Annotated in this window: 30 protein-coding genes; 14 read left to right on the top strand and 16 right to left on the bottom strand. The window is 32.8% G+C overall.

Annotated elements, in window-relative coordinates; all coding sequences use genetic code 11:
- Positions 1-43: 43 nt before the first annotated feature.
- The 8 genes from EYD46_RS05300 (at position 44) to EYD46_RS05265 (ending at position 7684) form a co-directional block, all read left to right on the top strand.
- Positions 44-967: a homoserine kinase gene (locus EYD46_RS05300; RefSeq protein WP_130936240.1), complete on the top strand. Its 924-nt coding sequence runs from the start codon at positions 44-46 to the stop codon at positions 965-967.
- Positions 968-1068: 101 nt separating this feature from the next.
- Entirely contained in the window at positions 1069-2358 is a 1290-nt protein-coding gene (gene thrC, locus EYD46_RS05295; RefSeq protein ID WP_130936024.1) for a threonine synthase, read from the top strand.
- 86 nt (positions 2359-2444) lie between these two features.
- Positions 2445-3455 (top strand): T9SS type A sorting domain-containing protein, encoded by a 1011-nt coding sequence (locus EYD46_RS05290; protein ID WP_130936023.1) that lies wholly within the window; start codon positions 2445-2447, stop codon positions 3453-3455.
- Positions 3456-3610: 155 nt separating this feature from the next.
- Positions 3611-4228 carry a YqaA family protein gene (locus EYD46_RS05285; protein ID WP_130936022.1) on the top strand — a complete coding sequence of 206 codons (618 nt, stop codon included), beginning with the start codon at positions 3611-3613 and terminating at the stop codon, positions 4226-4228.
- Positions 4229-4291: 63 nt separating this feature from the next.
- On the top strand, positions 4292-4579 hold the full coding sequence (locus EYD46_RS05280; protein ID WP_130936021.1) for a DUF3817 domain-containing protein: 288 nt from the start codon (positions 4292-4294) through the stop codon (positions 4577-4579).
- Positions 4579-5847 (top strand): mechanosensitive ion channel family protein, encoded by a 1269-nt coding sequence (locus EYD46_RS05275; RefSeq protein ID WP_130936020.1) that lies wholly within the window; start codon positions 4579-4581, stop codon positions 5845-5847. The genes EYD46_RS05280 and EYD46_RS05275 overlap by 1 nt, the downstream gene beginning before the upstream one ends.
- Before the next feature lie 173 nt (positions 5848-6020).
- The gene (locus tag EYD46_RS05270) at positions 6021-6644 is read left to right on the top strand and encodes a hypothetical protein (RefSeq protein WP_130936019.1); all 624 of its coding nucleotides are present in this window, start codon (positions 6021-6023) and stop codon (positions 6642-6644) included.
- Positions 6641-7684: an alpha/beta fold hydrolase gene (locus EYD46_RS05265; protein WP_130936018.1), complete on the top strand. Its 1044-nt coding sequence runs from the start codon at positions 6641-6643 to the stop codon at positions 7682-7684. The genes EYD46_RS05270 and EYD46_RS05265 overlap by 4 nt, the downstream gene beginning before the upstream one ends.
- Positions 7685-7748: 64 nt before the next feature.
- On the opposite strand, the gene leuB is transcribed toward EYD46_RS05265, so the two are convergent.
- The 7 genes from leuB to EYD46_RS05230 form a co-directional block, all read right to left on the bottom strand.
- Positions 7749-8804, bottom strand: a complete 1056-nt coding sequence (gene leuB / locus EYD46_RS05260; protein WP_130936017.1) for a 3-isopropylmalate dehydrogenase — start codon at positions 8802-8804, stop codon at positions 7749-7751.
- Between the two features lie 124 nt (positions 8805-8928).
- Positions 8929-10449, bottom strand: a complete 1521-nt coding sequence (locus EYD46_RS05255) for an alpha-isopropylmalate synthase regulatory domain-containing protein (RefSeq protein ID WP_130936016.1) — start codon at positions 10447-10449, stop codon at positions 8929-8931.
- 85 nt (positions 10450-10534) lie between these two features.
- Positions 10535-11134, bottom strand: a complete 600-nt coding sequence (leuD, locus tag EYD46_RS05250; RefSeq protein WP_130936015.1) for a 3-isopropylmalate dehydratase small subunit — start codon at positions 11132-11134, stop codon at positions 10535-10537.
- Between the two features lie 96 nt (positions 11135-11230).
- Positions 11231-12640, bottom strand: a complete 1410-nt coding sequence (gene leuC, locus EYD46_RS05245; RefSeq protein ID WP_130936014.1) for a 3-isopropylmalate dehydratase large subunit — start codon at positions 12638-12640, stop codon at positions 11231-11233.
- Between the two features lie 265 nt (positions 12641-12905).
- Positions 12906-13697: a type IV pili methyl-accepting chemotaxis transducer N-terminal domain-containing protein gene (locus tag EYD46_RS05240; protein WP_165454344.1), complete on the bottom strand. Its 792-nt coding sequence runs from the start codon at positions 13695-13697 to the stop codon at positions 12906-12908.
- Between the two features lie 581 nt (positions 13698-14278).
- Complete coding sequence (locus EYD46_RS05235) at positions 14279-14662, bottom strand: acyl-CoA thioesterase (protein ID WP_130936012.1); 384 nt, start codon at positions 14660-14662, stop codon at positions 14279-14281.
- Positions 14663-14677: 15 nt separating this feature from the next.
- Positions 14678-15565 (bottom strand): DUF72 domain-containing protein, encoded by an 888-nt coding sequence (locus tag EYD46_RS05230; RefSeq protein WP_130936011.1) that lies wholly within the window; start codon positions 15563-15565, stop codon positions 14678-14680.
- Positions 15566-15654: 89 nt separating this feature from the next.
- On the opposite strand from EYD46_RS05230, the gene EYD46_RS05225 reads away from it, so the two are divergent.
- The 4 genes from EYD46_RS05225 to EYD46_RS05210 all read left to right on the top strand — a co-directional run bounded on the left by EYD46_RS05225 (position 15655) and on the right by EYD46_RS05210 (position 18400).
- Positions 15655-16260 (top strand): TetR/AcrR family transcriptional regulator, encoded by a 606-nt coding sequence (locus EYD46_RS05225; protein WP_130936010.1) that lies wholly within the window; start codon positions 15655-15657, stop codon positions 16258-16260.
- Between the two features lie 50 nt (positions 16261-16310).
- Positions 16311-17060, top strand: coding sequence for an SDR family NAD(P)-dependent oxidoreductase (locus EYD46_RS05220; protein WP_130936009.1), 750 nt, complete (start codon positions 16311-16313; stop codon positions 17058-17060).
- A gap of 136 nt (positions 17061-17196) precedes the next feature.
- Positions 17197-17613, top strand: coding sequence for a glyoxalase (locus EYD46_RS05215; protein WP_130936008.1), 417 nt, complete (start codon positions 17197-17199; stop codon positions 17611-17613).
- Positions 17614-17650: 37 nt separating this feature from the next.
- The gene (locus tag EYD46_RS05210; protein ID WP_130936007.1) at positions 17651-18400 is read left to right on the top strand and encodes a hypothetical protein; all 750 of its coding nucleotides are present in this window, start codon (positions 17651-17653) and stop codon (positions 18398-18400) included.
- Between the two features lie 52 nt (positions 18401-18452).
- On the opposite strand, the gene EYD46_RS05205 is transcribed toward EYD46_RS05210, so the two are convergent.
- The 6 genes from EYD46_RS05205 to EYD46_RS05185 form a co-directional block, all read right to left on the bottom strand.
- Entirely contained in the window at positions 18453-19133 is a 681-nt protein-coding gene (locus tag EYD46_RS05205; protein WP_130936006.1) for a DUF2461 domain-containing protein, read from the bottom strand.
- An 86-nt stretch (positions 19134-19219) separates the two neighbouring features.
- Positions 19220-19780 (bottom strand): hypothetical protein, encoded by a 561-nt coding sequence (locus EYD46_RS05200; protein WP_130936005.1) that lies wholly within the window; start codon positions 19778-19780, stop codon positions 19220-19222.
- A 59-nt stretch (positions 19781-19839) separates the two neighbouring features.
- Complete coding sequence (locus EYD46_RS17715) at positions 19840-20013, bottom strand: hypothetical protein (protein WP_165454343.1); 174 nt, start codon at positions 20011-20013, stop codon at positions 19840-19842.
- 30 nt (positions 20014-20043) lie between these two features.
- Positions 20044-20205 carry a DUF1328 domain-containing protein gene (locus EYD46_RS05195; protein ID WP_130936004.1) on the bottom strand — a complete coding sequence of 54 codons (162 nt, stop codon included), beginning with the start codon at positions 20203-20205 and terminating at the stop codon, positions 20044-20046.
- A gap of 141 nt (positions 20206-20346) precedes the next feature.
- Positions 20347-21249 (bottom strand): mechanosensitive ion channel family protein, encoded by a 903-nt coding sequence (locus EYD46_RS05190; protein ID WP_130936003.1) that lies wholly within the window; start codon positions 21247-21249, stop codon positions 20347-20349.
- A 56-nt stretch (positions 21250-21305) separates the two neighbouring features.
- A complete protein-coding gene (locus EYD46_RS05185; protein ID WP_130936002.1) occupies positions 21306-21809 on the bottom strand; it encodes a Dps family protein in 504 nt (167 codons plus the stop codon).
- 272 nt (positions 21810-22081) lie between these two features.
- Here EYD46_RS05185 and EYD46_RS17710 point away from each other — a divergent pair, with 272 nt between their 5' ends.
- Positions 22082-22258, top strand: a complete 177-nt coding sequence (locus tag EYD46_RS17710) for a hypothetical protein (protein WP_165454342.1) — start codon at positions 22082-22084, stop codon at positions 22256-22258.
- Between the two features lie 207 nt (positions 22259-22465).
- Here EYD46_RS17710 and EYD46_RS05180 read toward each other — a convergent pair whose 3' ends face one another.
- A complete protein-coding gene (locus tag EYD46_RS05180) occupies positions 22466-23242 on the bottom strand; it encodes a tRNA pseudouridine synthase A (RefSeq protein ID WP_130936001.1) in 777 nt (258 codons plus the stop codon).
- Between the two features lie 97 nt (positions 23243-23339).
- Here EYD46_RS05180 and EYD46_RS05175 point away from each other — a divergent pair, with 97 nt between their 5' ends.
- Complete coding sequence (locus EYD46_RS05175) at positions 23340-23759, top strand: hypothetical protein (RefSeq protein WP_130936000.1); 420 nt, start codon at positions 23340-23342, stop codon at positions 23757-23759.
- 14 nt (positions 23760-23773) lie between these two features.
- Here the strand turns inward: EYD46_RS05175 and EYD46_RS05170 are convergent, their stop codons facing one another.
- Both EYD46_RS05170 and hisIE read right to left on the bottom strand, forming a co-directional pair.
- A complete protein-coding gene (locus EYD46_RS05170) occupies positions 23774-25177 on the bottom strand; it encodes a right-handed parallel beta-helix repeat-containing protein (protein WP_130935999.1) in 1404 nt (467 codons plus the stop codon).
- Positions 25178-25244: 67 nt separating this feature from the next.
- Entirely contained in the window at positions 25245-25838 is a 594-nt protein-coding gene (gene hisIE / locus EYD46_RS05165) for a bifunctional phosphoribosyl-AMP cyclohydrolase/phosphoribosyl-ATP diphosphatase HisIE (protein WP_130935998.1), read from the bottom strand.
- Positions 25839-25867 lie beyond the last annotated feature (29 nt).

Below are 25867 nucleotides of genomic sequence, written 5' to 3'. Positions count from 1 at the left end.
TATTTCCTGTAGTAGTGCAGCCGAACATTATTTAATAAAAAAGATGAATGAAATAAGACTATTTTCTCCTGCCACAGTGGCCAATGTATCTTGCGGATTTGACGTTATGGGCTTCTGTTTGGATAACGTAGGAGATGAGATGGTAATTAGAAAAATCGACAAAAAAGGCATTTTTATATCAACAATTGAAGGCTTTGATTTACCTAAAGAAGCAGAATTGAATGTTGCAGGTGTATCCGCATTAGCAATGTACGAGAATTTGGATGTTGATTTTGGTTTTGAAATTGAAATCTATAAAAATATAAAGCCAGGAAGTGGTATTGGCAGTAGTGCCGCAAGTGCAGTTGGTAGTGTTTTTGGGATGAATGAATTGATAGGTCGACCATTTGACAAGACTCAACTTACGGAATTCGCTATAAAAGGAGAAGCATTAGCCAGTAAGTGCGAGCATGCTGACAACCTTGCTCCTGCTCTTTTCGGTGGATTTACTTTAGTAAAAAGTATATCGCCTTTACAAATATTAGAAATTCCCTCTCCTGATGATTTATATGCAACAATAATTCATCCACAAATAGAAATAAAAACATCTGAATCTAGAGCTATTCTTCCTAAAGAAGTTCCTCTTAATAATGCTATAATACAGTGGGCAAATTTAGGTAGCCTAGTGCATGCACTACATACTAGTGATTATAATTTGATAAAAAGTGCCTTAACCGATGTAGTGGTTGAGCCTTATAGAAGTCAATTGATTCCTCTATTTACTGAAGTAAAACAAGCATCATTAAATGCAGGTGCCTTAGGTGCTGGAATCTCTGGTTCCGGACCTTCAATTTTCACATTAAGTAAAGGTCTGGAAAATGCAAATAAAGTTAAAGACGCAATGCAAGAGGTTTACGCATCATCAAGTATAAATTTTGATATACACGTATCAAAAATTAATACTAAAGGAGTTAAAATTATTAATTAAATAACAGATTATTTCGACAATAAAAGAAATAACATTATACAACTAAATCCGATTCCAGTAAATGATTTTTCATTTTCTGTATTCGGTTATTTCAACAACTTATGAATTATTATTCATTAAACAAACAAGCAGCAGATTCAACATTTAAAAATGCTGTTATTAAAGGGTTAGCTCCAGATAAAGGCTTATACTTCCCTGAAAATATCACGCCCCTTTCCCAGTCGTTTTGGGATAATTTAGATAATTTATCTTATACTGAAATAGCGTTTGAAGCTATAAAACAATTTGTAACTCCTGAAATTCCAGAGGATATTTTAAAAACTATTGTTGAAGAAACATTATCCTTTGATTTTCCTGTTGTAAAGCTAAATGATAATATATCTACATTAGAATTATTTCATGGACCAACTATGGCATTTAAAGATGTAGGAGCACGCTTTATGGCGCGTTGTTTGGGACATTTCAACCAAAATAATAATGAAGAAGTAACAGTTTTAGTAGCTACTTCAGGAGATACTGGTGGTGCTGTAGCAAATGGTTTCCTTGGAGTTAAAGGTGTTAATGTTGTGATTTTGTATCCTAGTGGAAAAGTTAGCGATATACAAGAAAAACAATTAACAACACTTGGCCAAAATATAAAAGCATTAGAAGTAAATGGCACATTTGACGATTGTCAAGCCATGGTAAAAACTGCATTTCTCGATGAAGAATTAACCAGTAAAATGCAATTAACTTCTGCAAACTCTATAAATGTAGCACGTTGGTTACCACAACTATTCTATTTTATATTTGCCTATAAACAGTTGCACAAACAATATGATGATATTGTATTTTCAGTGCCTAGTGGTAATTTTGGAAATATTTGTGCAGGTATGATGGCGCAACAATTAGGACTTCCTATTAAGCATTTTATAGCATCAAATAACGTTAATAATGTTGTAACACGCTATTTAATATCTCAATTATACGAGCCAAAACCATCTATACAAACCATAAGCAATGCTATGGATGTTGGTGCTCCTAGCAATTTTATACGAATTCAAGAGATTTATAAAAATCAGTTCGAAACTTTAAAGCATAATTTATCTTCTTACAGTTTTACTGATGAAGAAACTAAAGAAGCTATGCTAGAGATATATAACAATTACAACTATGTTGCTGATCCGCATGGAGCTGTTGGGTATTTAGGTTGCAAATCTTACTTAAAAGAGCACCCAAATGCGCATTGCATATTTCTAGAAACAGCACACCCAACTAAGTTTTTAGATGTTGTTGAAGATACTATTAAAGAAGAACAAGTTTTGCCTAAACAAATAAAAGCGGTTATAGGAAAACCAAAAGTAGCTACTCAAATTTCAAATTATCAAGATTTAAAGGATTTTCTACTGTAAATACTTGAAAAACAAAGAAAGTACAGGATACCTCATGATGGTTTAATTCATCAATTATCTGAAATTGCAACATAAAAAATTTAGCAATGAAAAAAACTACACTTACCTATTTTCTTGTACTCTTACTATCAATTATTAGTTTACAATTATCAGCTCAAACTGCAACTTGTGATGGAACATTGCCTTTTGAAGAACAAAATGGATTACTAACTATTGAAATGGAATCTGGTATTTTACCTAATGGATCAAACTGGAAGACAGGGAGTGAAGCTGATCCAAATTTATCTGGGTCAACAATTACTTATATTTATTGGGATGGTGCTCAATCATTTTCAGCGTTAACAGGCGCCCCTATAACTTACAATATCAAAATTAATAATCCCGGTACATACAGACTTGCATGGCGAGGACGCATAGGTACAGGAACTTCTGGAGGCGAACACAACGATGCATGGTTACGTATAGTTGCTGATGACTTTTATGCTACCAAACAAAGTAGTGCAACTTCTACTCAAGTAGTTGAGCCTAGACCAAGTTGTACTAGTAATCCTGACAGAGATTGTCCGGAAGGCTCGAGTACATCAGGATATTTCAAAGCTTTTATGAATAGACATCCTGTAAATTTACCAGTAGAACAACGTTGGGGGTTTGTTACTAATACTAATGATGGAGATTCTTTTAGATTTATCTGGGCAACATTTGATAACCCAGGTAACTATTCCATAATTGTTGACGCAAGATCAAGCTTCTTTTTTATGGATAAAATGGTATTGCGTAGAACCGATGTAAGTGATAGTAATGCTTTTAGTCTAACAAATAGTGAGTCATCATGTTCAACGCTTTCTACAGATGATAAATATATAGTGAACGGCATAAAGCTATATCCTAATCCAGCTATTGATAAAATAGAGATTAGTAATTTCTCAAATTACAAAGGCAAATTAATCCTAAGAAATATACTAGGTAAGGCCATTCGTGAAATAAGCATTCAAAAACCAAAACAAACTATTGATGTTAGTGATTTAAAAAGTGGAATTTATATGATTACTGCTATGGACGGCAACTTAAATTTTACTGAGAAGTTTGTCAAATTATAAAAACTTATATAGTTAAAAAACAAAATATATCCGATGAATGTTTATTCATCGGATTCTTTATTTAAAAAAGCTGTTAAACTATAGCTAATTAACATTTAAAATTTTAAAATAATACCCTAGAAACTTATATTTGATCCCGTTGTGATAAAAGTTTTATGAAAGAGAAACAAAAAACCAAAACTGGCAAATCTAAGCTTCAGTTACTTCATCAATACTACACCTACACTGGCTTTTATACATTTGTATGGCAAGCTGTAAAAAAGGCATTACCATATATTGCCGGAGCCATTATAGTTATTTACATAATAAATCACTTCTTTAATATTAATGACGCTTTAGTAAAGTTAACAGAAATACTACCATCTCAAGGCGTATTAAGCTTTTTCTTTGTATCTGAAACACTACTTGGTTTAATTCCACCAGAAATATTCATAGCATGGTCTGGGAAAATGCCAAACCCTTGGGGGTACTTAAGTATCCTAGCTGTACTGTCTTACACTGCAGGTTTATTAGCTTATCATTTGGGAAAAATGATTACTAAAATTCCTTCAGTACATAACCACCTTGAAGTTAAAATGCAAAAGCAGTTAAAGAACTCAAAGAAATGGGGTGGATTTTTAATAATTGTTGGTGCATTACTACCGTTACCCTTTTCAATCTCTTGTATTGCGGCAGGTATTATAAAATTCCCATTTAAAAATGTTGTATTATTTGGATCGTTACGTTTAGTGCGTTTTGCTATTTATGGTCTTATCATTTTTAATGCATTATAAAAAAATCTTAAATCATAGTATTTTGTTATTGTTCTGCTCTACTTTTGCAGTAAAATATCAATAATGTTTTCATTTTTAAATATATTCAGAATAGTAGCTTTCTTAGAAGGCATATCCTATATTCTATTACTTTTTATTGCTACACCAATAAAATACCTTTTAGATGATCCACAATATGTTAAACTCTTAGGTATGCCTCATGGACTATTATTTGTGGCTTATATTGCTTTAGCGGCACTAATAAAACCAGAGTTTAAATGGGATAATAAAACCTTTGCAATTGTACTAATAGCTGCAATTATACCATTTGGCACTTTCTACATTGATAGAAAATATTTAAAATCTGCCTAATGATTCAAGAAAACGTTACTGAAGACGCAACAGGTTTAAAACACTGGATTTTTGAAAAACTCATTGAATTAGGTATTTCAGAACAATCTGCTCAATACCTAAACATGCTTATTCTTCTTGTTGGATTATTAATTGTAATTTTCCTTATAGATATTATTATTAGAAAATTACTAACAGGTACATTTTCCCAGTTTGCAAAGCGTTCTAAAACCAATTTTGATGACTTGCTTATATCCAATAAAGTGCCAACAAATATTGCGCATATTATCCCGCTTTTAGTTGCTATAGAATTTGTTCCAGATGTATTTATTGATTTTGGAGACTTTGAAAATATCATAGAAAAAGGGCTAAAAGTATTTGCTATTATATTAACACTTTGGATAGCCAGAAGCATATTAAATACGCTAAAAGACTATTTAAAAACACTACCTAGATTTAAAGATAAACCTATAGACAGTTACATTCAGGTTTTTATGATTTTTGCTTGGTTAGGCGGCATAATGTCTGCAATAGCAATAATTACGGGTATTCCATTTTTAAAATTCTTAACTGGATTAGGTGCTATTTCTGCCGTTATCATCTTAGTATTTAAAGATACAATCCTAGGCTTTGTTGCAAGTATCCAAGTGTCTATAAATGATATGGTACGCATTGGTGATTGGATTACTTTTGAAAAATACGGAGCCGATGGAGATGTTACTGAAATTACGTTAGCAACTGTTAAAGTTCAAAATTTTGATAAAACAATAACAACTATCCCCACCTACGCCCTTATATCTGAGTCTTTCAAGAATTGGAGAGGAATGACTAGTTCTGAAGGACGGCGAATTAAAAGAGCTTTAAACATCAAACAAGATTCTATAAAATGTCTATTAGAAAATGATATTGAAAATCTTAAAAAAATTGAATTGTTAACACCATATTTAGAAGCAAGACAAAATGATATTTCTAAATACAATAAAAACAATAATATCAACAAAGCTATAGCCATAAACGGCAGAAACTTAACTAATATTGGAGTTTTTAGAAAATATATCCAAACATACATAGAAAACCATTCTGCAATTAATAAGGATATGACCATTATGGTACGTCAACTTGCGCCTACTCCCCAAGGATTACCCATAGAAATTTATGCCTTTAGTTCTGATAAACGTTGGGTAAATTACGAATATATTATGGCTGATATTTTTGATCATGTGCTTGCTTCAGTCTCTTATTTTGATTTAGAGATTTTTGAGTTACCCACTAAGTTCTCAAATACATAGAAAATCACTATTAAGTTAACAATATCATAATAAAACTAGATGTAGTAAGGTTTTTTGTGATTTTGTTAATTTTTAATTACGCATACTTTAACAGATAAAGATAAGTTATAAAGATAGTTTTACGCCATCAATCATAACTTATATATATGCAATTAAAACTACGATTACTCTGCATGTGTTTAATACTATTCTGGAGAATAGGATTTACACAAAACCTAGAAACAACTAAAGAACCACCCAAGCTCTCCTCAAAATCATTTTTAGAAAGAACCGAATTCAAGATAGCCTATTCTGGAAATATCTTTTGGAACAACGGTTTAAGTTTTGGTTCAGAATACCTTCTAAAAGAAACAATAAAAACAAAAAATAAAAGAGGCAAAGAAAGAACAAATACGCATCAGTTTTTGCTAAATGGTAATTTAGGTTTTACTACCAACTTTTCTACCTCTACTGATACTGGAATTTTTACAAATTATGGACTTACTTGGAGACGTATCAATAAAAAAGGAAAAGAATTTAGTATTGAATTCAACCCTTTGGGCTATTATCGCTCTTTTTTACCAGAAACATACGAAGTTAATGGAGACAACGTATCAAAAGTTTTTCTTCCAGGAAGAGGATACTATGCGCCATCTATTTCCATAGGAATTGGAAAACAAAGACCTGGTAAAAAAATAACAGGACGTTATTTTAACATAAACTTTATGCTACGAACTCCATACAACGCAGGAGCTTTACCAAGTTTTAATTTTCAATATGGATACCGGTTTAATTTCAAAAAGAAAAAAAAGAGATGAAAAAAATAATAAATAGATATACATTAGTACTAATAGTTGTTATATGTACCTCCTTTTCATGTTCTAATGATGAGAATTTAAACAACTTAAATGAAACCATGTTTGTACGTCATGAAAATGCGGATATGCCTGCTTATATACATGGCAATGCCTCAGAAAAAGTTTTTCTTATAATCCTTCATGGAGGTCCTGGAGGCTTTGGATTAAGCTACAGAAACGCTACAATTAAAAGTGAAATAGAAAAAGAATGTGCTGTTGTCTATTTTGATCAAAGAGGATCAGGGATGTCGCAAGGTAACTATTCAGAAAGCGGAATCAGTATTGATATTATGGCTGAAGATGTTTTAGCACTTGTAAAAGTGATTCAACATAAATATGGAAAGGATTCTAAATTATTTCTAATGGGACATAGTTGGGGTGGTACATTAGGACCAGCGACCTTGCTTAAAGACCAAAGCCCCTTTTTAGGGTGGATTAATGTAGACGGCTCTGGTAACACCAAAGGTTTATACAAGGGCTATATTGATAATTTTAAAAGAGTGGGCAACGAACAAATAGCATTGGGAAATCATGTTGAATATTGGAATTCTGTTATTGATCTTGCAAACAACACACCTCAAGAATACAAGAATATTGATGATGCATATAGGTTGAATAGTGAAGCGTTTATCGCCGAAGAAAAACTTGAAGACTCAGGGCTTATCAACAAACAGGAAAATCTAGATGGCAAAACTATTTATAAGTATAACGTTTTAACGTTAATTTGGAATATGCTAAAAACACAATCCATTCTAGATGAAGACTTATTTGAAAATATCGATCTCACAGATCAGTTTTCAGAAATAACAATTCCTTCCCTAACCATTTGGGGAAAACATGATATGATAGTGCCAATAGCATTTGCACAAGAATCTTTTGATAACTTAGGTTCAACCGAAAAAGAATTGGTGATTTTTGAACAATCTGGACATTCCCCAATGTTTTCAGAACCCCAACTATTTTCTGAAACAGTAATCGCCTTCATAAACAAAAATAAATAACAAAAAAAGACCTTTCAGGTTTTTTGAAACCTGAAAGGTCTAAATATATTTATCCTAGTAAAGTTTAAATATTAGCAGCCAACCAATCACCAACTTCGCTAGTACCATACGAGGTACCTCCATCAGCTAAATCTTCAGTTACCATACCTTTTTCTAGGGCGCTATTTACAGCATCTCTAATAGCTTTACCTTCGGCTTGTAAACTAAAGTTCTCAAACATCATAGCAGCAGAAAGTACTGTTGCCATTGGGTTTGCAATATTTAAACCAGTAGCCTGTGGGTAAGATCCATGGATAGGCTCAAACAAACCAATATCCGATCCTAAAGATGCACTTGGCATTAATCCCATAGATCCAGAAATCACAGAAGCTTCATCCGTTAAAATATCTCCAAACAAGTTTTCAGTAATTAACACGTCGTAGCTATTTGGCCATTGTACCAAACGCATGGCTACAGCATCAACAAACTCGTAGCTCACTTCAACTTCAGGATAATCGGTTTCCATAGCCTGTACCGTTTCTCTCCAAAGTCTAGATGTTTCCAGTACATTCGCTTTATCCACGCAGCATAATTTTTTACCACGAGCCATCGCCAATTCAAACCCCTTTTTAGCCAAACGTTGTACTTCTGCTCTGGTGTACACACAGTTGTCAAAAGCCGTTTCACCTTCTTCTCTTCTACCCTTTTCTCCAAAGTAAATACCACCAGTCAATTCACGTAAAAACACCAAATCAGTGCCCTCGATACGTTCCTTTTTTAAAGGTGACTTGTCCAATAACGACGGAAATGTAAAAGTTGGTCGTACATTAGCAAACAAGCCCAAAGCCTTACGCATTTTCAACAATCCCTGCTCCGGACGCACTTTTGCAGATGGATCATTATCAAATTTAGGATGACCAATAGCTCCAAATAACACAGCATCGCTACTTTTACAAATCTCATGGGTTTCATCAGGATAAGGTTCCCCAACAGCGTCAATAGCGGCAGCACCCGTTAAGGCTGGTTTCCAATTAATTTCATGTCCAAATTTTGCAGCCACAGCATCACTTACTTTCACTGCTTGGTCTATCACTTCAGGTCCTATGCCGTCTCCAGCTAAAAGGGCTATGTTTAATTTCATTTATATGTAATTTAATCTTTATTTATTCTTTTTAATTAATCGTGTAACTGTTTATGCGTTTAACTGTTTAATCGGGTTTCTAGTGTAACAATTAAGCGATTCCACAAATCAACAATTCAACACATCAACTTACTACAATATTCAACATCTTCTCAGTAGCTTTAATAGCAGAAACCGTTTGATCACTATCTAAACCACGCGTTTTAAATTCTTTTTCAGCATTTTTCCAAGTAATAATCGTTTCACATAAGGCATCAGAATTACTCCCCGGAGGAATCCTAACCGCGTAATCAATTAAATTTGGAAGCTCTATTTTTTTTCTTTTAAAAATCGTTTTAACAGCATTCATAAATGCATCATACTGTCCGTCTCCCTGAGCATTTTCTTCAAAGGTTTCATCTTCTATAGTAATAGATACAGTTGTAGAAGGTTTTAAACCTTTAGAATGTGTTAACACATAAGAGTTTACCGTTATCTTTTCTTCGTAGGTTCTGTCCAGCACATCAGAAATTATATATGGTAAATCCTCTTTGGTAACCACTTGTTTTTTATCGCCAAGTTCTATAATACGTTGGGTAACTTTCTTTAAATCTTCATCATTAAGCTGTAAACCTAATTGTTGTAAATTTTTTTGGATATTTGCTTTACCAGACGCTTTACCTAAAGCATACTGACGCTTTCTACCAAAACGCTCCGGCATTAAATCACTAAAATACAGGTTCTTTTTATTGTCGCCATCTGCATGAATTCCAGCCGTTTGCGTAAACACATTTGCACCAACAATAGGCTTATTTGCAGGAATCATAACCCCAGAAAAATTCTCTACCAGCTTACTTACCGTATAAAGTACCTTTTCATTAACACCCATTTCAATATCAGGCATAAAATCATTAATTACGGCAATAGTACTACTCATAGGTGCATTTCCTGCACGCTCTCCCATACCATTTACCGTTAAGTGTAAGCCATCTGCACCGGCTTTTAAACCTTCAATAGCATTTGCCACCCCCAAATCATAATCATTATGTGCATGAAAATCAAAATGTAAGTTTGGATATTTGTCTTTTATCTCCTTAACAAAAGTATACGATTCTTCAGGAGTTAAAACGCCTAAAGTATCGGGGAGCATTATTCTAGCTACTTTTTGAGTACTTAAAAACTCTAAAAACTCATATACATAATCTTTAGAATTGCGCATGCCATTACTCCAATCTTCCAAATATACATTAGTAATAATATCATGGTTCGCAGCTAAGGCTATCGTTTCCTTTATCTCTTTAAAATGCTGATTAGAAGTCTTTTTAAGCTGATGAGTTAAATGATTTAATGAACCTTTAGTTAATAGGTTTTGAACCTTAGCACCTGCCTCTTTCATCCACTGAATGGAAACACCCTTATCTACAAAAGTCAACACTTCTACCTTATCGAGGTAATTGTTTTCAGCAGCCCAATCTGTAATGTCTTTTACCGCTTGAAACTCACCTTCTGAAACTCTAGCCGAAGCAATCTCAATACGATCTACCTTTAATTCTTCAAGTAAAAGTTTCGCTATTGTTAGTTTTTCAGATGCTGAAAACGACACAGTGGAGGTTTGCTCCCCATCCCTTAATGTCGTATCCATTATTTCTATTCTTCGCTTAGACATTGCCAGTTTTTATATTCACAAAAAGCATTTCATTTGTTAAATGGAATGCTTTTTTAATGTATTGTTATATTTTTTGCTAATATACTTAAAATGGTCTTGTCTCAGCAAATGCTTTAACCTCATCTTTCATATTTTGAAGATAATCTATATCATCAAAACCATTTAACATATTTCCTTTCTTATAACCGTTAATATCAAACGATTCAGACTCTCCAGTTGATAGTAAGGTTACTGTTTGATTTGGTAAATCTACTTTAATTTCTGCTTTAGGATCCGCTTCAATAGCGTCAAATAATTTCTGAGCAAAATCAGCCGAAACCTGTACTGGCAATACGCCAATATTCAAACAGTTATTTCTAAAAATATCAGCAAAGAATGATGAAATTACACAACGTAATCCAAAATCGTAAACTGACCATGCTGCGTGCTCTCTAGAAGATCCAGAACCAAAGTTCTTGCCTCCTACTAAAATCTTAGAACCTTCGTATTTCTTATCGTTTAAAGGAAAATCTGCTATAGGATTTCCTTCAGAATCGTATCTCCAATCACGGAAAAAGTTATCGCCAAATCCTTTACGCTCTGTAGCTTTTAAGAAGCGAGCTGGTATAATTTGATCTGTATCCACATTCTCTATTGGTAGTGGGTATGCTGTACTTGTTAATACTTCAAATTTATCGTAAGCCATTTTGTTTTTGCTTTTTGCCTTTAGCTTTTAGCTATTGGCATACTATTATAATTGTTGTGTTCTGCTAATGGCTATTTACCAAAAGCTAATAACTTTTTAAGCTGTCGCTGCCTCCATTACTGTTCTAGGGTCTGTTACCACTCCTGTTACTGCAGTAGCAGCTGCAACAAGAGGCGACGCTAATAGAGTTCTTGATCCAGGTCCTTGACGTCCTTCAAAGTTTCTGTTAGATGTTGATACTGCTAATTTTCCAGCAGGCACTTTATCATCATTCATTGCTAAACATGCAGAACATCCTGGCTCTCTTAATACAAAACCAGCAGCTTCTAAAATTTTATCTAGACCTTCCTCTTTTATTTGATCTACAACCTTGTGCGATCCTGGGACTAACCAAGCCGTAATATTATCTGCCTTTTGACGCCCTTCAACTATAGAACAGAATGCTCTAAAATCTTCAATACGTCCGTTTGTACAAGATCCAAGGAATACATAATCCACTTGTTTACCTATCATATCATCGCCTTCATCAAACTTCATGTAACCTAAAGACTTCTTATATGTAGCTACACCTCCTTTTACATCTTCAGCCATTGGAATAGATTGTGTTACCCCCATTCCCATTCCTGGATTAGTACCATAAGTAATCATTGGTTCAATATCGGCTGCATCATAAGTAAACTCTACATCAAATACTGCGTCTTCATCGGTTTTAAGCGTTTTCCAATAGCCCATCGCTTTATCCCAATCTGCACCTTTTGGTGTATGTTTTCTTCCTTTAATATACTCATACGTCTTTTCATCAGGAGCAATCATTCCACCACGAGCACCCATTTCAATAGAAAGGTTACAAACCGTCATACGACCTTCCATTGTCATATTTTCAAACACATCTCCTGCATATTCTACAAAATAACCTGTAGCACCAGAAGTGGTTTGTTGTGAAATGATATATAATGCCACATCTTTAGGTGTTACCCCAAAACCTAATTCGCCATTTACGTTAATACGCATTTTCTTTGGCTTAGGTTGCATAATACATTGTGTAGATAAAACCATTTCTACTTCAGATGTACCAATACCAAACGCAATAGCACCAAAAGCACCATGTGTAGAGGTATGTGAATCGCCACACACGATAGTAGATCCTGGTAATGTAATACCATTTTCAGGGCCTACAATATGAACAATTCCGTTATTTCTGTGTCCTAATCCCCAATGCGAAATACCGTATTCAGCAGCATTATTAGCCAAAGCCTCCAGTTGGTTTGCTGATAAAGGATCTGCAACTGGTAAATGTTGATCCCAAGTTGGTGTATTGTGGTCTGCGGTTGCAAATGTACGTTCTGGGTACATAACGCCTATACCACGTTGTTTTAAACCAACAAAAGCTACTGGACTTGTAACTTCATGTATAAAATGACGGTCTATAAAAAACACGTCTGGCCCATCTTCTATGTTTCTAACAACGTGCGAATCCCACACTTTGTCAAATAATGTCTTACTCATAAATAATAAAGGTTTGTTTTTTGAAATAATTTCTGAAAACTAACTGATTGTCTTCAGTAAAATTATAACAGTATACAAAGTTATATTTAATTACATTTAATCGAAAGTTTAGACCGTATTGTTATTTTATTTTTACAAAATATACAATGAACACCATAAAAATTGCATTTTATGCAATGAAAATAAACTTATTGAAAAAAAAAAGCACTTGCTTAATCCCTAGCAAATGCTCATTATTTTTATTTTTAAAAAACTGATGCGATAGTTATAGTCGGTTTTTAGCAACTACCTCATAAATTCCTGTTATCTTATTAAATCGTTTTGTTAAATTATTAGTGGTTTTAAAAACATCAACTAAATCAAACTTACCATTATAAAACTCTTTTTTATTAGAAACATAAGTTTCCCAAATACCCATTATCTCACCAATCTCCTCTTCAGATTCTGTAGTATTGTAACTACTTATTAAAAGATAACCAATGGCATCATCAAACTCTTCAAACGTTTCTTTTAGCACCTCCTTGTAATCAGCCTTTTCATTTGGAAAAAGTGTACAAGCTAAATAATATAATCCTAATCGTTGAGATAACATACGTTGTTTTCCTGATTTGTTAACTATAATAACTGCTTCTTGATCGTAGTTATTAAAATACTTACTACTGTAACCAGAGAGAGACTCTATTTGCATCACTATTTGATGACAAGATTTGAGTAAATCTGTATTTAAATCAAGTACTTTACGTGCATTTTCAAGTGTAGGTTCTGCACTGATTAAATCCTTAAAATTATACCATAATTTTTCGGTTTGCTTTACTAAAAGTTTAATTGCAGAAGACTTCTTACCGTTCTCTTTTATAATCTGCAGCTGTTTTTCAAATATAAATTTACTAGAGGATAGTTCTTTTTTTATCTCTGTATTGTCAACACCGTGTGCTAAAAACAAATAAGCCTTGGCCATTTTTTGAGAAAGCATTCTTTGCTTTCCTGAAATATTTACTGCCTTGTTATATGAAATCGATCCGTAAGTTTGAGATTGAGAACTGTATTTAGTTGTCATGAAAAGGAAGCAAATCAAAACAATGCTTTTATTTAATATAATACGCATACTTCTTGGGTTAAGTTAGTAATTGGGATAATACGTTAACATGTGTAAAACTATAAAGCTTTCGTCTTAAATAAAAAGCTTAATCCTTCTTTTAGATTATCAAATCTTCAAAAAAACAATAATTTTATCGATTTTATTTGCGTTTCATCATGTTTTAGAAGTAATTTTGTAAGATTATTAGTTTACAATACTCATATTTGATGATTTATTAAAAATAGGGAAATTTAATTTTTATGAAAAACAAAAAAAGCATAGACCTGATATACAATAATCGTAATATATGCTATTGTTTTTTTTCGTATTGACAATAAATTCTGATAAAATCCACAACAAATCAGGCTGTTTAAACAAAAAACGACGCTACATAAGCCAAAAACATAACTTAAAGTAATGTTTGTTGTTTACTTTCATTAGGTATTTTGAGGGAACATCCCAATTCTGAATTGAGTTTTTTAATAAAATTAAAATCAACTTATTTGTATTTCAATTTCTTGAATTTAATTTAGTCTTTACGACAAAGCCGGTGCTTGTTATTACAATCTATCTTTTACGTACTCAACTTTTGTTTTTCCGTGGGCTAAGGGTTTACCATCTTGCCCCACATTCACCATGACTATATTAGATATTGTAATTATGGTTTCTCTAGTCATCATGTTTCTCACTTCGCAACTCAAAGTAAGGGATGCCTTCCCAAATTTTATAGCTTTAATACCAATTTCAATTACATCGCCCTGTTTTGCAGAGGCTTTAAAATCTATTTCGCTTATATATTTGGTAACTACCTTTTGGTTTTCTAGCTGAACAATACTATATAAGGCAGCCTCTTCGTCTATCCATTCTAATAATCGCCCTCCAAAAAGGGTACCGTTAGCGTTTAAATCTTCAGGTTTAATCCATTTTCTGGTATGAAATCTCATAATACGGTTTTATATTTAAAATAGTGTTTTTTGAGGGTCTTCATTTGGGATGGTAAGATCACACCCCAAAGCGGCATTTAATTTTTTAATAAAATAGGCTGATAATAGAGGCGACTCTTTTTCGATATTCTGATGAATAAAAAAATCAATTTCCTTTATACCTTGATCTTTCCATAATTTTAAGCGCTCCACCCAATCATCTAAACGTGTATAATCGCTTTCGTGATTTGCACCAACATAGCGTACAAAGGCCGTGGCGTTGGTTAATCGCATATGCATTAAATCACGCCTGCCAGCCGTGTCTACAATAACATTGGATATATTATGAGTTTCCAACAATTGGTATAAATCTTCTGCAATAGCTTTATCGTTATACCAATTGGTGTGTCTAAATTCTATAGCCAATGGAATTTCTTTTGGCCATGCTTCAACAAAAGTTATTACTCTGTCAAAATCTTTAGGCGCAAAATTACTGTGCATTTGTAAAAAGATAGTGCCTAACTTCTCTTTTAAATTTGAAGCGTTGTACAAATAATTATCAACTACAGCCTGAGTTTCATTTAAACGTTTCCAATGGCTAATTTCCTGATTTAACTTAGGGAAAAATTTAAACCCATCAGGTGTTTTATCATACCATTTTGAAAACTGTTCCGCAGGAAATATGCGGTAAAACGTTGCATTCATTTCAATAGCATTAAACTGAGACGAGTAATATCCTAATTCGTCTTTAGTACCTCTGGGATAAAACCCTTTTAAGTCTGCCCTATTCCACTTGGCACAGCCTACATAAATTTCGGGGAAGTTATCATCCTTAACTTTCTCTAGAACTTTCTTGGTGTCAGGATGGTCTTTTGGGAATGTAAAATCTATCAATTCTGGATGTTCAACGCTACCAAATTTCATATAAAATTGTTTATTTCAAAGGTATGCATTTATACAATTATGATGAATAACAAAATTTTAACATTCAGTTTAAATAAAATGTTTTAATTTTGAAACGATCATTTCAAATAGATATGCCCAAAGTAGAAACATTTGATAAAAATCTTGTTATTAAGCAAGCAACCGAAGTCTTTCATGATAAAGGTTATAATGCTACATCTATGCAAGATTTGGTAGATGCTACAGGTTTAAACAGATCTAGCATATATAACTCGTTTGAGAATAAACATAATTTATTTTTAGAATGCTTAAACAGCTATCAAGAGTTTTATAAGGAACAATTAAATGATAAATTATTAAAGGCATCAAACGCTCTTGAGGCTATTGATAATTTGTTTGAACTTTATTTAAATGATATCATAAAGGAAAAGAATAACAAAGGCTGTTTGATTGTGAATTGCAAATCAGAAATGGCAAACCATGATAAACCAATTACTCAGTTTTTAGTCAATAATCAAAATTTAATGATTGATATATTAGAAGATATTGTTGATAGAGGGCAAAATGAATTATTAATCAACAAAAAGATGACTGCAAAAGCGTATGCATTGTATCTCTACTCTTCTATTCAAGGTTTTAGAATGACGAGTATATTAACCAATAACAAACAAGAATTACAGAGTATTATTAAAACAATAAAACAAACATTAATTTAATTTTTTTTAAACAAATTTGAAACGATTGTTTCAAATAAAAACATCTATTTATGAGTAAGTTAAAAAACAAAGTAGCAGTAATTACAGGCGCTAATAGCGGTATAGGTTTAGCAACAGCAAAATTATTTTTAAAAGAGGGTGCTAAAGTGGTACTTTCCGGCAGAAGACAAGAAGCGCTTGATGAAGTTTCTGAAGACCTTGAGGGCGATTTTATAACCGTTTTAGCTGACGTTGGTAAACCAGAAGATAATACCAACTTAATTAAAACAGCAAAAGCGAAATATGGAAACATTGATGTTCTATTTTTAAATGCAGGTATTGCTCCTCCTACTCCAACTACAGATATAACCGCTGAGCATTATGATGAAATATTCAATATAAATGTGAAAGGACCAATTTTAGCAGTAAAAGAAGCACTTCCTAATATGAATGATGGAGGTTCTATTTTATTTACAACATCAATTGTAAGTCAAAAAGGCTTTGATGGTTTTGGTGTATATTCTGCAAGTAAAGGTGCATTACGTTCTTATGCTAGAGTTTTAACTTCTGAAGTAAAATCTAGAGACATTAGAGTAAATTCTATTGCACCAGGACCGGTAGAAACACCTATTTATGGAAAAATGGGATTGCCACAAGATGTTCTTGATGGATTAGGTCAAGAATTTGGACAACAAATACCTTTAGGAAGATTTGGTACTTCTGAAGAAATAGCAAATACTGCACTATTCTTAGCTTCTGAAGATGCTTCTTTTGTCAATGGTATTGAAATTGAGGTTGATGGTGGATTAAGTCAGATTTAAAAAACAAATAACTATATAAAAGGTTGGGTATATTCTATGCTCAACCTTTTTTGTTAATAACCTCGTTGACAATTATAAAACCTCGTTTTCATTTTCGCCTTTATATTTCGATATTTTTATTGAAAATCTACAAGAAATGGACACCAGACAATTCAAATTAAAAGGTATTCGCCCAGAAATTTTATCAGCCACAATTAATGACAATATGAGTTCTGATGAACGGTTTCAGAATTTGGTATTGCGCCCCATTATTAAATTTCAAAACGATTTATTGATTGCTGTTTTCAAAAACTATATTACAAAACACAAGTCGGTGTTTTATGATTTATCTATTGATAAACGTATGATTTATATTGAAAACGCTATTCAAAAGGATATGAAATTGCGTAACTCTATGAAAGGAATGATTATTGGACAATTTACTGTGGAAGAATACGAAATTTATATTCAGAACTCTTCAGCTTTAAATAAACGTATGATGAATATTGTAAAGCAACGCTTAATTAGTAATATTCAGTTATTTGAGAAGCCAGAGTTTTTGACGGCGGTTTAACATATTTAATTGCTTTTATCTTTAAGTAGATATTTACATGACTTCACACACCAAAAGAAAATTTGTAGGTAATATTAAATTTGATTTTGATATCAATGATATTAATAAAGATAATGAATACGGAAAAAAGCCATCTGAAGTTGACTTTGAAATCTATACTAAAGCTTTTATACAAACTGAAGACAAGAAAATTATTCAAGGTTTTGTTCATTTAGTTAATGGAAAACCAATAATAATTCCAGAACCAGAACCTTCAATTCTGTACTTTACTAATGCGGAAAGTAAACTGACTGAATTAATAAAAAGTCAGTCAATAATTCTTGAATCTAAATTGTTTGGAGACTTAAATGATTTATCACACACTTTTTTTAATTTCTTTCAATTATCTTCTGATTATATAATTAACTTATTCACTTCTATTGAGGCTTATAATAATAGCTTAATTCCTGACGATTTTGAGATTCGGCACAACAGAAAAACTTACAACAAGGAAAGAACACAAAGGTCAATGGACTTTTTATCAAAACTAAAAAAGGTCATACCTCAAATTATGGATAAATCTTTTGTTAGTGATTTTCCAGAAAAATATGAATTTATATTGGAATTAAAGAAGTTAAGAGATAATGTAGTTCATACAAAAAATATGCAAAACGGATTTCCTGCATCTTATCGTGAATTATATAAAAGTTATCTGGATTTTGACTTTATTAAGTCTTACCAAATCATAAAAGAATACTTCAATTATTACCAAACTGATTGGATTGAGGAATGCAATTGCGACAAATAAACACAAAATCTTGTGATTTGACTTATTAGCATTGATAAAGCGTAAACACGTTTTAAATCAAAGATACTCCATTCAAATCCGTAGTCAATACATCACTCATATAATCAAAAAATGGGCGAATGGCTTTAAAAGCTTTATCTATTTCATTTAAAAACCCTGCATCTAAAACCTCTTTGTCCGTGTATTTTTTTGTGAAGATATATTGTTTCTTTTTAATCAGGTCAATCGCTTTATGCTCCTTATTAAACCCTTTAGGTGCCGTTTTTACTTCGTCTCCTATAAAGCTATCTCCCCAAATTGAATTAAAGTTTTTATTTGCAAGAATTTCACGTATTTCAGCATCGTCCATTTCAAATTCTTTTCGTATTCTTAGTAAATCTTCTTTGGCTGGTTCCCAAAAGCCTGTAGCAATAAAACTTTCGTTATTGGGCTGAATATGTAAATAGTAACCACCTCGTAACCGCGGTTTTGTTCTATGAAACGAGCCACCAAAATGAGTTTTATAGGGCAACTTGTTTTTTGAAAAACGTACATCACGATAAATTCTAAAAATCTTGAGTTTATCAATCTCGTCATGCTTGTTTAGGTTATCGAAAATCGCATTATAAAACTGCTTTACCTCGGCTTCTATCGCTTTAAACTCTGGTTTATTTTCGTTAAACCAGTCTCTATTATTGTTTTTCTCTAGTTTTTTAAAAAAAGTAAATACGGATTTTGGTACGGTTAGGCTCATATTACATATTAAATTTAAAGACTCCTAAAATACAAAAAGTCTCGAGTTTCCCCGAGACTTATTACTTATCTTAACACTATGTGTGATTACATGGCGTCTTCCTTTTCGTTATACGTTATGGTTTTTATACTTTCTGAATCTTCATCATAGTATTCTACAATAAAACTACCGTCTTTATCAAAATAACCAATACCGTTAAAGGTTTCGCCTTTAATAATGTAACTTCCTGGACTGTGGGTATTCCACGCTTTTCCTATTTCTACAAACTCATTTTTATCATTCGCCAATGCCATCATAAACCCAGAAGTATTCGGACTGAATTTATAATCCTTATCTGCACTTATGTAATAGGTTTCAGAAGTTAAAACATCATAAGCTTTGTCTGCATCGTTATCAATCATTATCGTAGTTGTTACCTTTTTGTCAGTAGGAACTCTATCTTGATTTAACTTGTACTTATCATCAGCATCAAGCTTTACTTTTGAAGTTTCTTTGGTAACTACTTTTATTTTTCCTTCTTTGGTTTTGTCACCATCAGTATACTTCACTTCCTTTACTTTAGTTTCTTTCTTAATTTCTGTTGGCTTTTCTTGTGCCATTATTGGTACACAAATTAATAAAGCCATTATATATATGTAATTTTTCATTTTTGTGGTTTTTAATTTTGTTAATCTTTTCTTTAATATCTGCTAGAGTGGGCTGTTAGTTAATGCGTAGCATCATCAATTTCGTCTTCAATCTCTTCAACAGCATCTCCAGCTTCATCTTTTACTTCTTCTAAAGCTTCTTCAATTTTATCTTCTGTTTTCTTTTCTCTACAGCCTGTAAATACAGTTGATATTGTAAATAGTAAGGCTAATGTTAATATGATTTTTTTCATGATTTTTAAATTTTAAAGGTTAATTAATTTTTATTTCTTCACTAATCCCTTAATCAAAGAGACTATAAATAGTATGATGAAAATATAGAAACATATTTTAGCTATTCCAGCTGATGCTCCTGCAATACCTCCAAAACCTAGTACTCCGGCGATTAAAGCGATTATTATGAATGTTATTGTCCAACGCAACATTTAATAATGATTTAAAAGTTAGTATATATAAAACTTCTGACTCTCAGAAGTATACATGCAAATATCACTCAGATATTTTGCACCTGTTAACTTTAATACATCGTTTATTAACGCATATTAATATTAACTTTTTTACTCTAATTAATTACTTGAGAATTCTTTATTTCGGGTAGATGCGTCTAGCGCTAGCTTATTATCAAACTGAAGTGTTCGAATTGGAAATGGAATATTAATTCCTGCTTTATCATAAGCTTTTTTAATCTCAATAATAGCTGTGGTTTTTGCCTTTAGTCTTTCTAACATACTCTCGGCATCAATCCAGAATCTACACATATAGTTTATAGAACTGCCTCCAAACTCAGTATAATAAAACTCGACATCATCAGCATCATCAACTTGGTCAAATTTATTAGCAATAGTCTCTTTTGTTAAGCGTTCTACCTCTTCTAAATCAGATTCATACCCAACACCACACTCTAAAACAACGCGCATACGGGTAGTTAATGAGTAATTTTTTAATGGGTTTTCTAATATCATTTTATTAGGAATGATTACCAAGTTATTGTCTGCTTCTTTTAAAACAAACTCCTTTAAGTTTACATCAACAACTTCGCCAGAGAAGCCATTGGTTTCCACCCAATTACCTAATTGTATGCGTTTTCTAAACGAAATTACTACACCAGCAAAGGTATTAGATAATGTACCTTGCAATGCTAAACCAATAGCTAAACCTGCAACACCGGCACCTGCCAATAAGGAGGTTAGCATTTTACTTAGGTTCATAATTCCCAAGGCTAAAAATAGTCCCGCTGCTACTACAACTACTGCCGAAATTTTAGCAATAATATTGGCGATAGATTTTTGAGGTACTCTGTTATTAACTAGCTTTAAAACTAATTTTCTCGTGTATCTGGCTACAAAATAAGCGGCTGTCATTACCAAAATGGCCAGAATTAAATTTGGTATGTTTTCTATTACGGCACTTACCCAGCCTTGTAGTTTATCCAATAAGTTATCAAATGCCGTAGACATTGTACTTTCCATAGTCTTTAAATTTTTAAGGTTAATATTGTTTTATGCAATAGCGTCTATAAATTCTATTACGCTTCAACAATACTTTCCTTTAAATTTTCCGACGTTTTTTTGGTCCATGCATTTAGCATCCAACTTGTTTTTTCTAGTTCTCTAATGTAAGCTCCCATCAAGTCAATCGTACCTTCATCACTAATAGCTTCGGCCTTTTCAATAACCTTACTCATTTGTGCCAGTAACAATTTATGATCGTTTAATGTATCTACAACCATATCCTGATCTTCCTTTAATGGCGCCTCTTCCAAAATAGCTGAAGTCTTTAAATAGTCCTCCAACTTACTCATCGGATGAAAACGCAATGTTAAAATACGTTCTGCAATTTCATCAATTTTAACTTTTGCATCGTTATACATGGTTTCAAACTGCTCATGCAAATCGAAAAAATTCTTTCCGATAATGTTCCAATGCTTACTTCTTAATTTTTGATAATACACGTGGTAGTCAGCTAATAAAACATTCAATTCCACTACCACAGGCATTAATTCTTCTTCATTCATGTTTAAATAGCTCATAATATATTTTTGTTTTTTAAGTTAAACTCACTTTCAATATATGGGCAATAGCAATTTTGTCAAGCGGTTTAACAGGTTTTAACGGCATTAAGAAATATTTAACTTAAATTATGTTAAATAAAAATGAAGATGTTAAAGGGTTTTAAGAGAATACCTTGTTTAAATATTTGGGCGCTACCACAAGGGTCGGGCTATCCGTTATATCTTTTGCTTTCTGTCATTCCTGCGAAGGCAGGAATCTATCACTAATCTAATTCTAGCTTCCAAAACTCGTGCAAAACACAAAAAAGCAAAAGGATGCCACTACTATCTCTAACGCAACCCACTCAAACGGAAGCCCTCCTAACCTCCCCAAAGGGGAGGAACACTACTCTTATCTAATAAAAAAATCAACAAGTAAGTCAACACCCGCATCAATTCGCAGAATTGAACGTCAAGACGCAGAATAGATGAAGAAAAGCTCCGAGAGCAAGAGAACGAAAGTTCGACGCGGAGTTTTCGAATCGGTTTTCAGTTTTTAGACTGAAAAATTCCTCGGCTTGAACTTGATTTTTTGGTTCGTTTTGCATCAAGGCAAAATGAACAAGAAGGAAAACATAAATCTCAACAGCAAAAGTTTCTCCTCCTTGAACAGATTTAAGGAGACTTCGTAACTTCTACTCAAACTCTATAGAATTCAAAATTAACCCAGAAGCAGGTGCGATATAATCCATCTTCACTTTACTATCAGGAACAAAACTATCCTCAATATCTTTTAAAGTTAATTTCCCTTTACCTAAATCGATCAAGGTGCCCATCATTAAACGAATTTGATTTCGCATAAAACCCTTGCCTTTTACCCTTAACAAATATGTTTTTTCAGGAAAATAATTAGCGGTATATATATCATTTTCAACCAACTCGCATTGTAGAATATTACGAGTGTAAACACCATTTTCGGTAGGTTTATAGCAGTAAGACCATAGGTAGTTTTTACCTTCAAACAGTTTAGCGCCTTGTTTCATAATGTCTATATCTAAATCATCTAAAATAGTCGTCATTATTGGTGCGCAAAAGGGGTGACACTTTTCTCCATAAGTAAACAAATACAGGTATTCTTTAATTTTAGAGTGTTGAATAATATTAAATTCTGCATCAACCTCCTTTATGCTTAAAGCTCTAATATCTTGTGGTAAATTGTAATTAAACAGTTCTAAAAACGCAGTTTCATCGGCTATGGGCTCTTTTAAAAACAACTCAAACGCAGCACTTTCAGCAGAAACCATGGCATCAGTTCTACCAGAAGTTAGTGTTTTAAAATACTTTCCTTCTAAAATATAATTAAATGTTCTATCCACCATAAGGTGCAAGGTTTTTAGGTTGGGCTGTTTTTGCCAACCATGAAAACGATAGCCTAAATATTGGATTTTAATAAGGTAAAAGTACTTTTTCATAACAATAAAACGAAGGACGAAAATTAGTCTATATAATCTACTGTGACAAAAAATTTATAAATTGTATATCAATTTACTTACTAAATACTTTAAAATTATGTCGAATTCTACATCAAACAAACCACCAATTTGGTTTTGGATTGTTAGTATTATTGCACTTATCTGGAATGGCATGGGTGTAAAAGCTTATTTAGAACAAGCCTATAATACAGAAAGTTACCGCGCTATGTACACACCAGAACAACTTGAAATTGATGCAAATATGCCAGCATGGGTTACCGCTGCTTTTGCTATTGCAGTTTTTGCTGGTGCTTTAGCTGCTATTGGTTTATTACTCAGAAAATCGTGGTCTGTTAAACTTTGGTACTTATCCCTTTTAGCGGTATTAGTTCAAATGGGATATGCTTTGATAAATGGTTATGCTTCAAGTATAGTCATGACCATAATGATAATAGTATTTGCTTTTATCTTTACTTGGTTTGCCAGAAAATCTGAAGCTAACGGCTGGTTATCATAATTAATTATAGAGTTTTACCTTATCCAACAACCATCCCATGTTGCATCTGTAACTAAAGGGATATCAAATGCTTCTCCATTGTAAGTATTTCCAGAGGCATTACCGCTAACTTCTAAAAAGCGGTAAGCCCAACATTTGTTATCATGATCTACATGGTTATTGGTTAAGGTTAAATTGAGCATTTCCTTAAACGCCAAATGCCCATGGTTCATATAGTTATTGTAAATCTCCAAGTCTGCTCCTTTATACATATACATGCCGCAATTATTTAATGTATTATCATGTATGTAAGTTGTTGCTGGATTGGTTTTTGGATTGTCGTTTGAATACATTAAAATTCCATTCCAGTTATTCACAGAAACTGTGCGCATAGTTATGTTATTATGCCTTATGGTCCAATCTGCATTTTTCCAGTAGACCACTGGACCATCTATATATTCGCTGTCATTACCTTGTAACAAAATATTATGTTCTACTAGTACATTTTTACCATCCGTATTCACAATATCGCCACCTCTATTATTGTGAAAATAATTGTTTCTAATAGCAATATCTTTATTTGTTCTGCCTGCTCCTTCTATGTCTATACCAAACTGAGGCGATGTGCCACTGGTATGATGAATTTCGTTAAATTCTATTAATACATCTGCACTTCCAACAAGAGAAACACCTTGTCTTCTATTATCTGAAAAGTTATTCCTCCTGATAGTAATATGTTTTAAATTTTGAGCTTCGCCCTTCTTATTTCCAACCATTAAAATTCCATCGCCATTAGCTTTACCTAGTATTACATTTTCTACAGTAACAAACTGACTTTCGCCTTCAATACAAATTAAATGCCCTTCATCATGTGCTGTAGCGCCATCAGCTCTTGGGGTGTAAATATGGTTGTCTCTATCGCCTAATATTGTTCCTCCAGAAATGACGACGTTAACTTTATTTCTTACTGCTATGGCACAGTAATTCCATTTATTGTTTGGAGCCATTTCTATAACAGCATCATCATCTAATAAAAACGCTACGTTATTATCCAATGTAATACCAGCTTGATAAATATCGTTACCATATTTCCCTATTAAGTAATGCCCTTCTGGCAAACGAATAATACCGTAACCTTCTGTAATAGCCCAATCTATTGCTGCTTGCATATTATCAGTTGTTTTTACAGCTTCAGATCTGTTATTTGGTATATCCCAACGCTCTAACTCTATTGTGTATGTTCGTGTAGAAATTTCCGAATAAGGTAAAACGGCTATAGATCCCATAACACCATTAAATGGGTTAGGGTTGTTGGAGTCGGTATTACTTAAAGATGAAGGTGTAATATTTTTTGGGTCATCCGAATCATTATAACATGAAGACAGTAAGGTAATTATACACAAATATAAGTACCATTTGGTAGTAGTAGGTTTAAACATAATATAGTAGGCTTTTTGGGGTTGTTACGTACTATTTTACGCTAAAAGTAGTAAAAGATTTTTAATATTACTTATGCCTACCTTTTAATTCTTTTTCAATATCCTTTAGTGTAAAGCCTTTAGCTTGTAATAGCATTAAGTAATGAAATAATAAATCTGCAGATTCATACAAGAATAGCTCATCATTATTATCCATAGCCTCTATTACTGTTTCTACAGCCTCCTCACCTACTTTTTGGGCAACCTTATTAATGCCTTTTGAAAATAAACTTGCTACATAAGATTTAGAGGTGTCTTTATTAGCAACACGTTCAGCAATGACATATTCCAATGTAGAAAAGAAGCCGTAATTGGGCGTATTTTCCTCGTGCCAACAAGTATCGGTACCTGTGTGACATATTGGACCTACAGGATTTGCGCGAACTAAAAGTGTATCTTTATCACAATCGTTCTTAATATCCACCAACTCTAAAAAGTTACCACTTTCTTCCCCTTTGGTCCATAAACGCTGCTTACTTCTACTGAAAAAAGTGACTTTCTTAGTCTCCAATGTCTTTTGATAAGACTCTTCATTCATATACCCTAACATTAGTACATTTTTTGTTGTAGCATCTTGTATTATTGCTGGAACTAGTCCGTTTTGGTCGTATTTTATTATCATAATCTTATGTCATTCCTGCGAAGGCAGAA

Source organism: Hyunsoonleella pacifica (genome assembly GCF_004310335.1).
GTDB lineage: Bacteria > Bacteroidota > Bacteroidia > Flavobacteriales > Flavobacteriaceae > Jejuia > Jejuia pacifica.
Note: the sequence above shows the minus strand (reverse complement) of the source record. Positions and strands in the feature narration are given on the sequence as shown.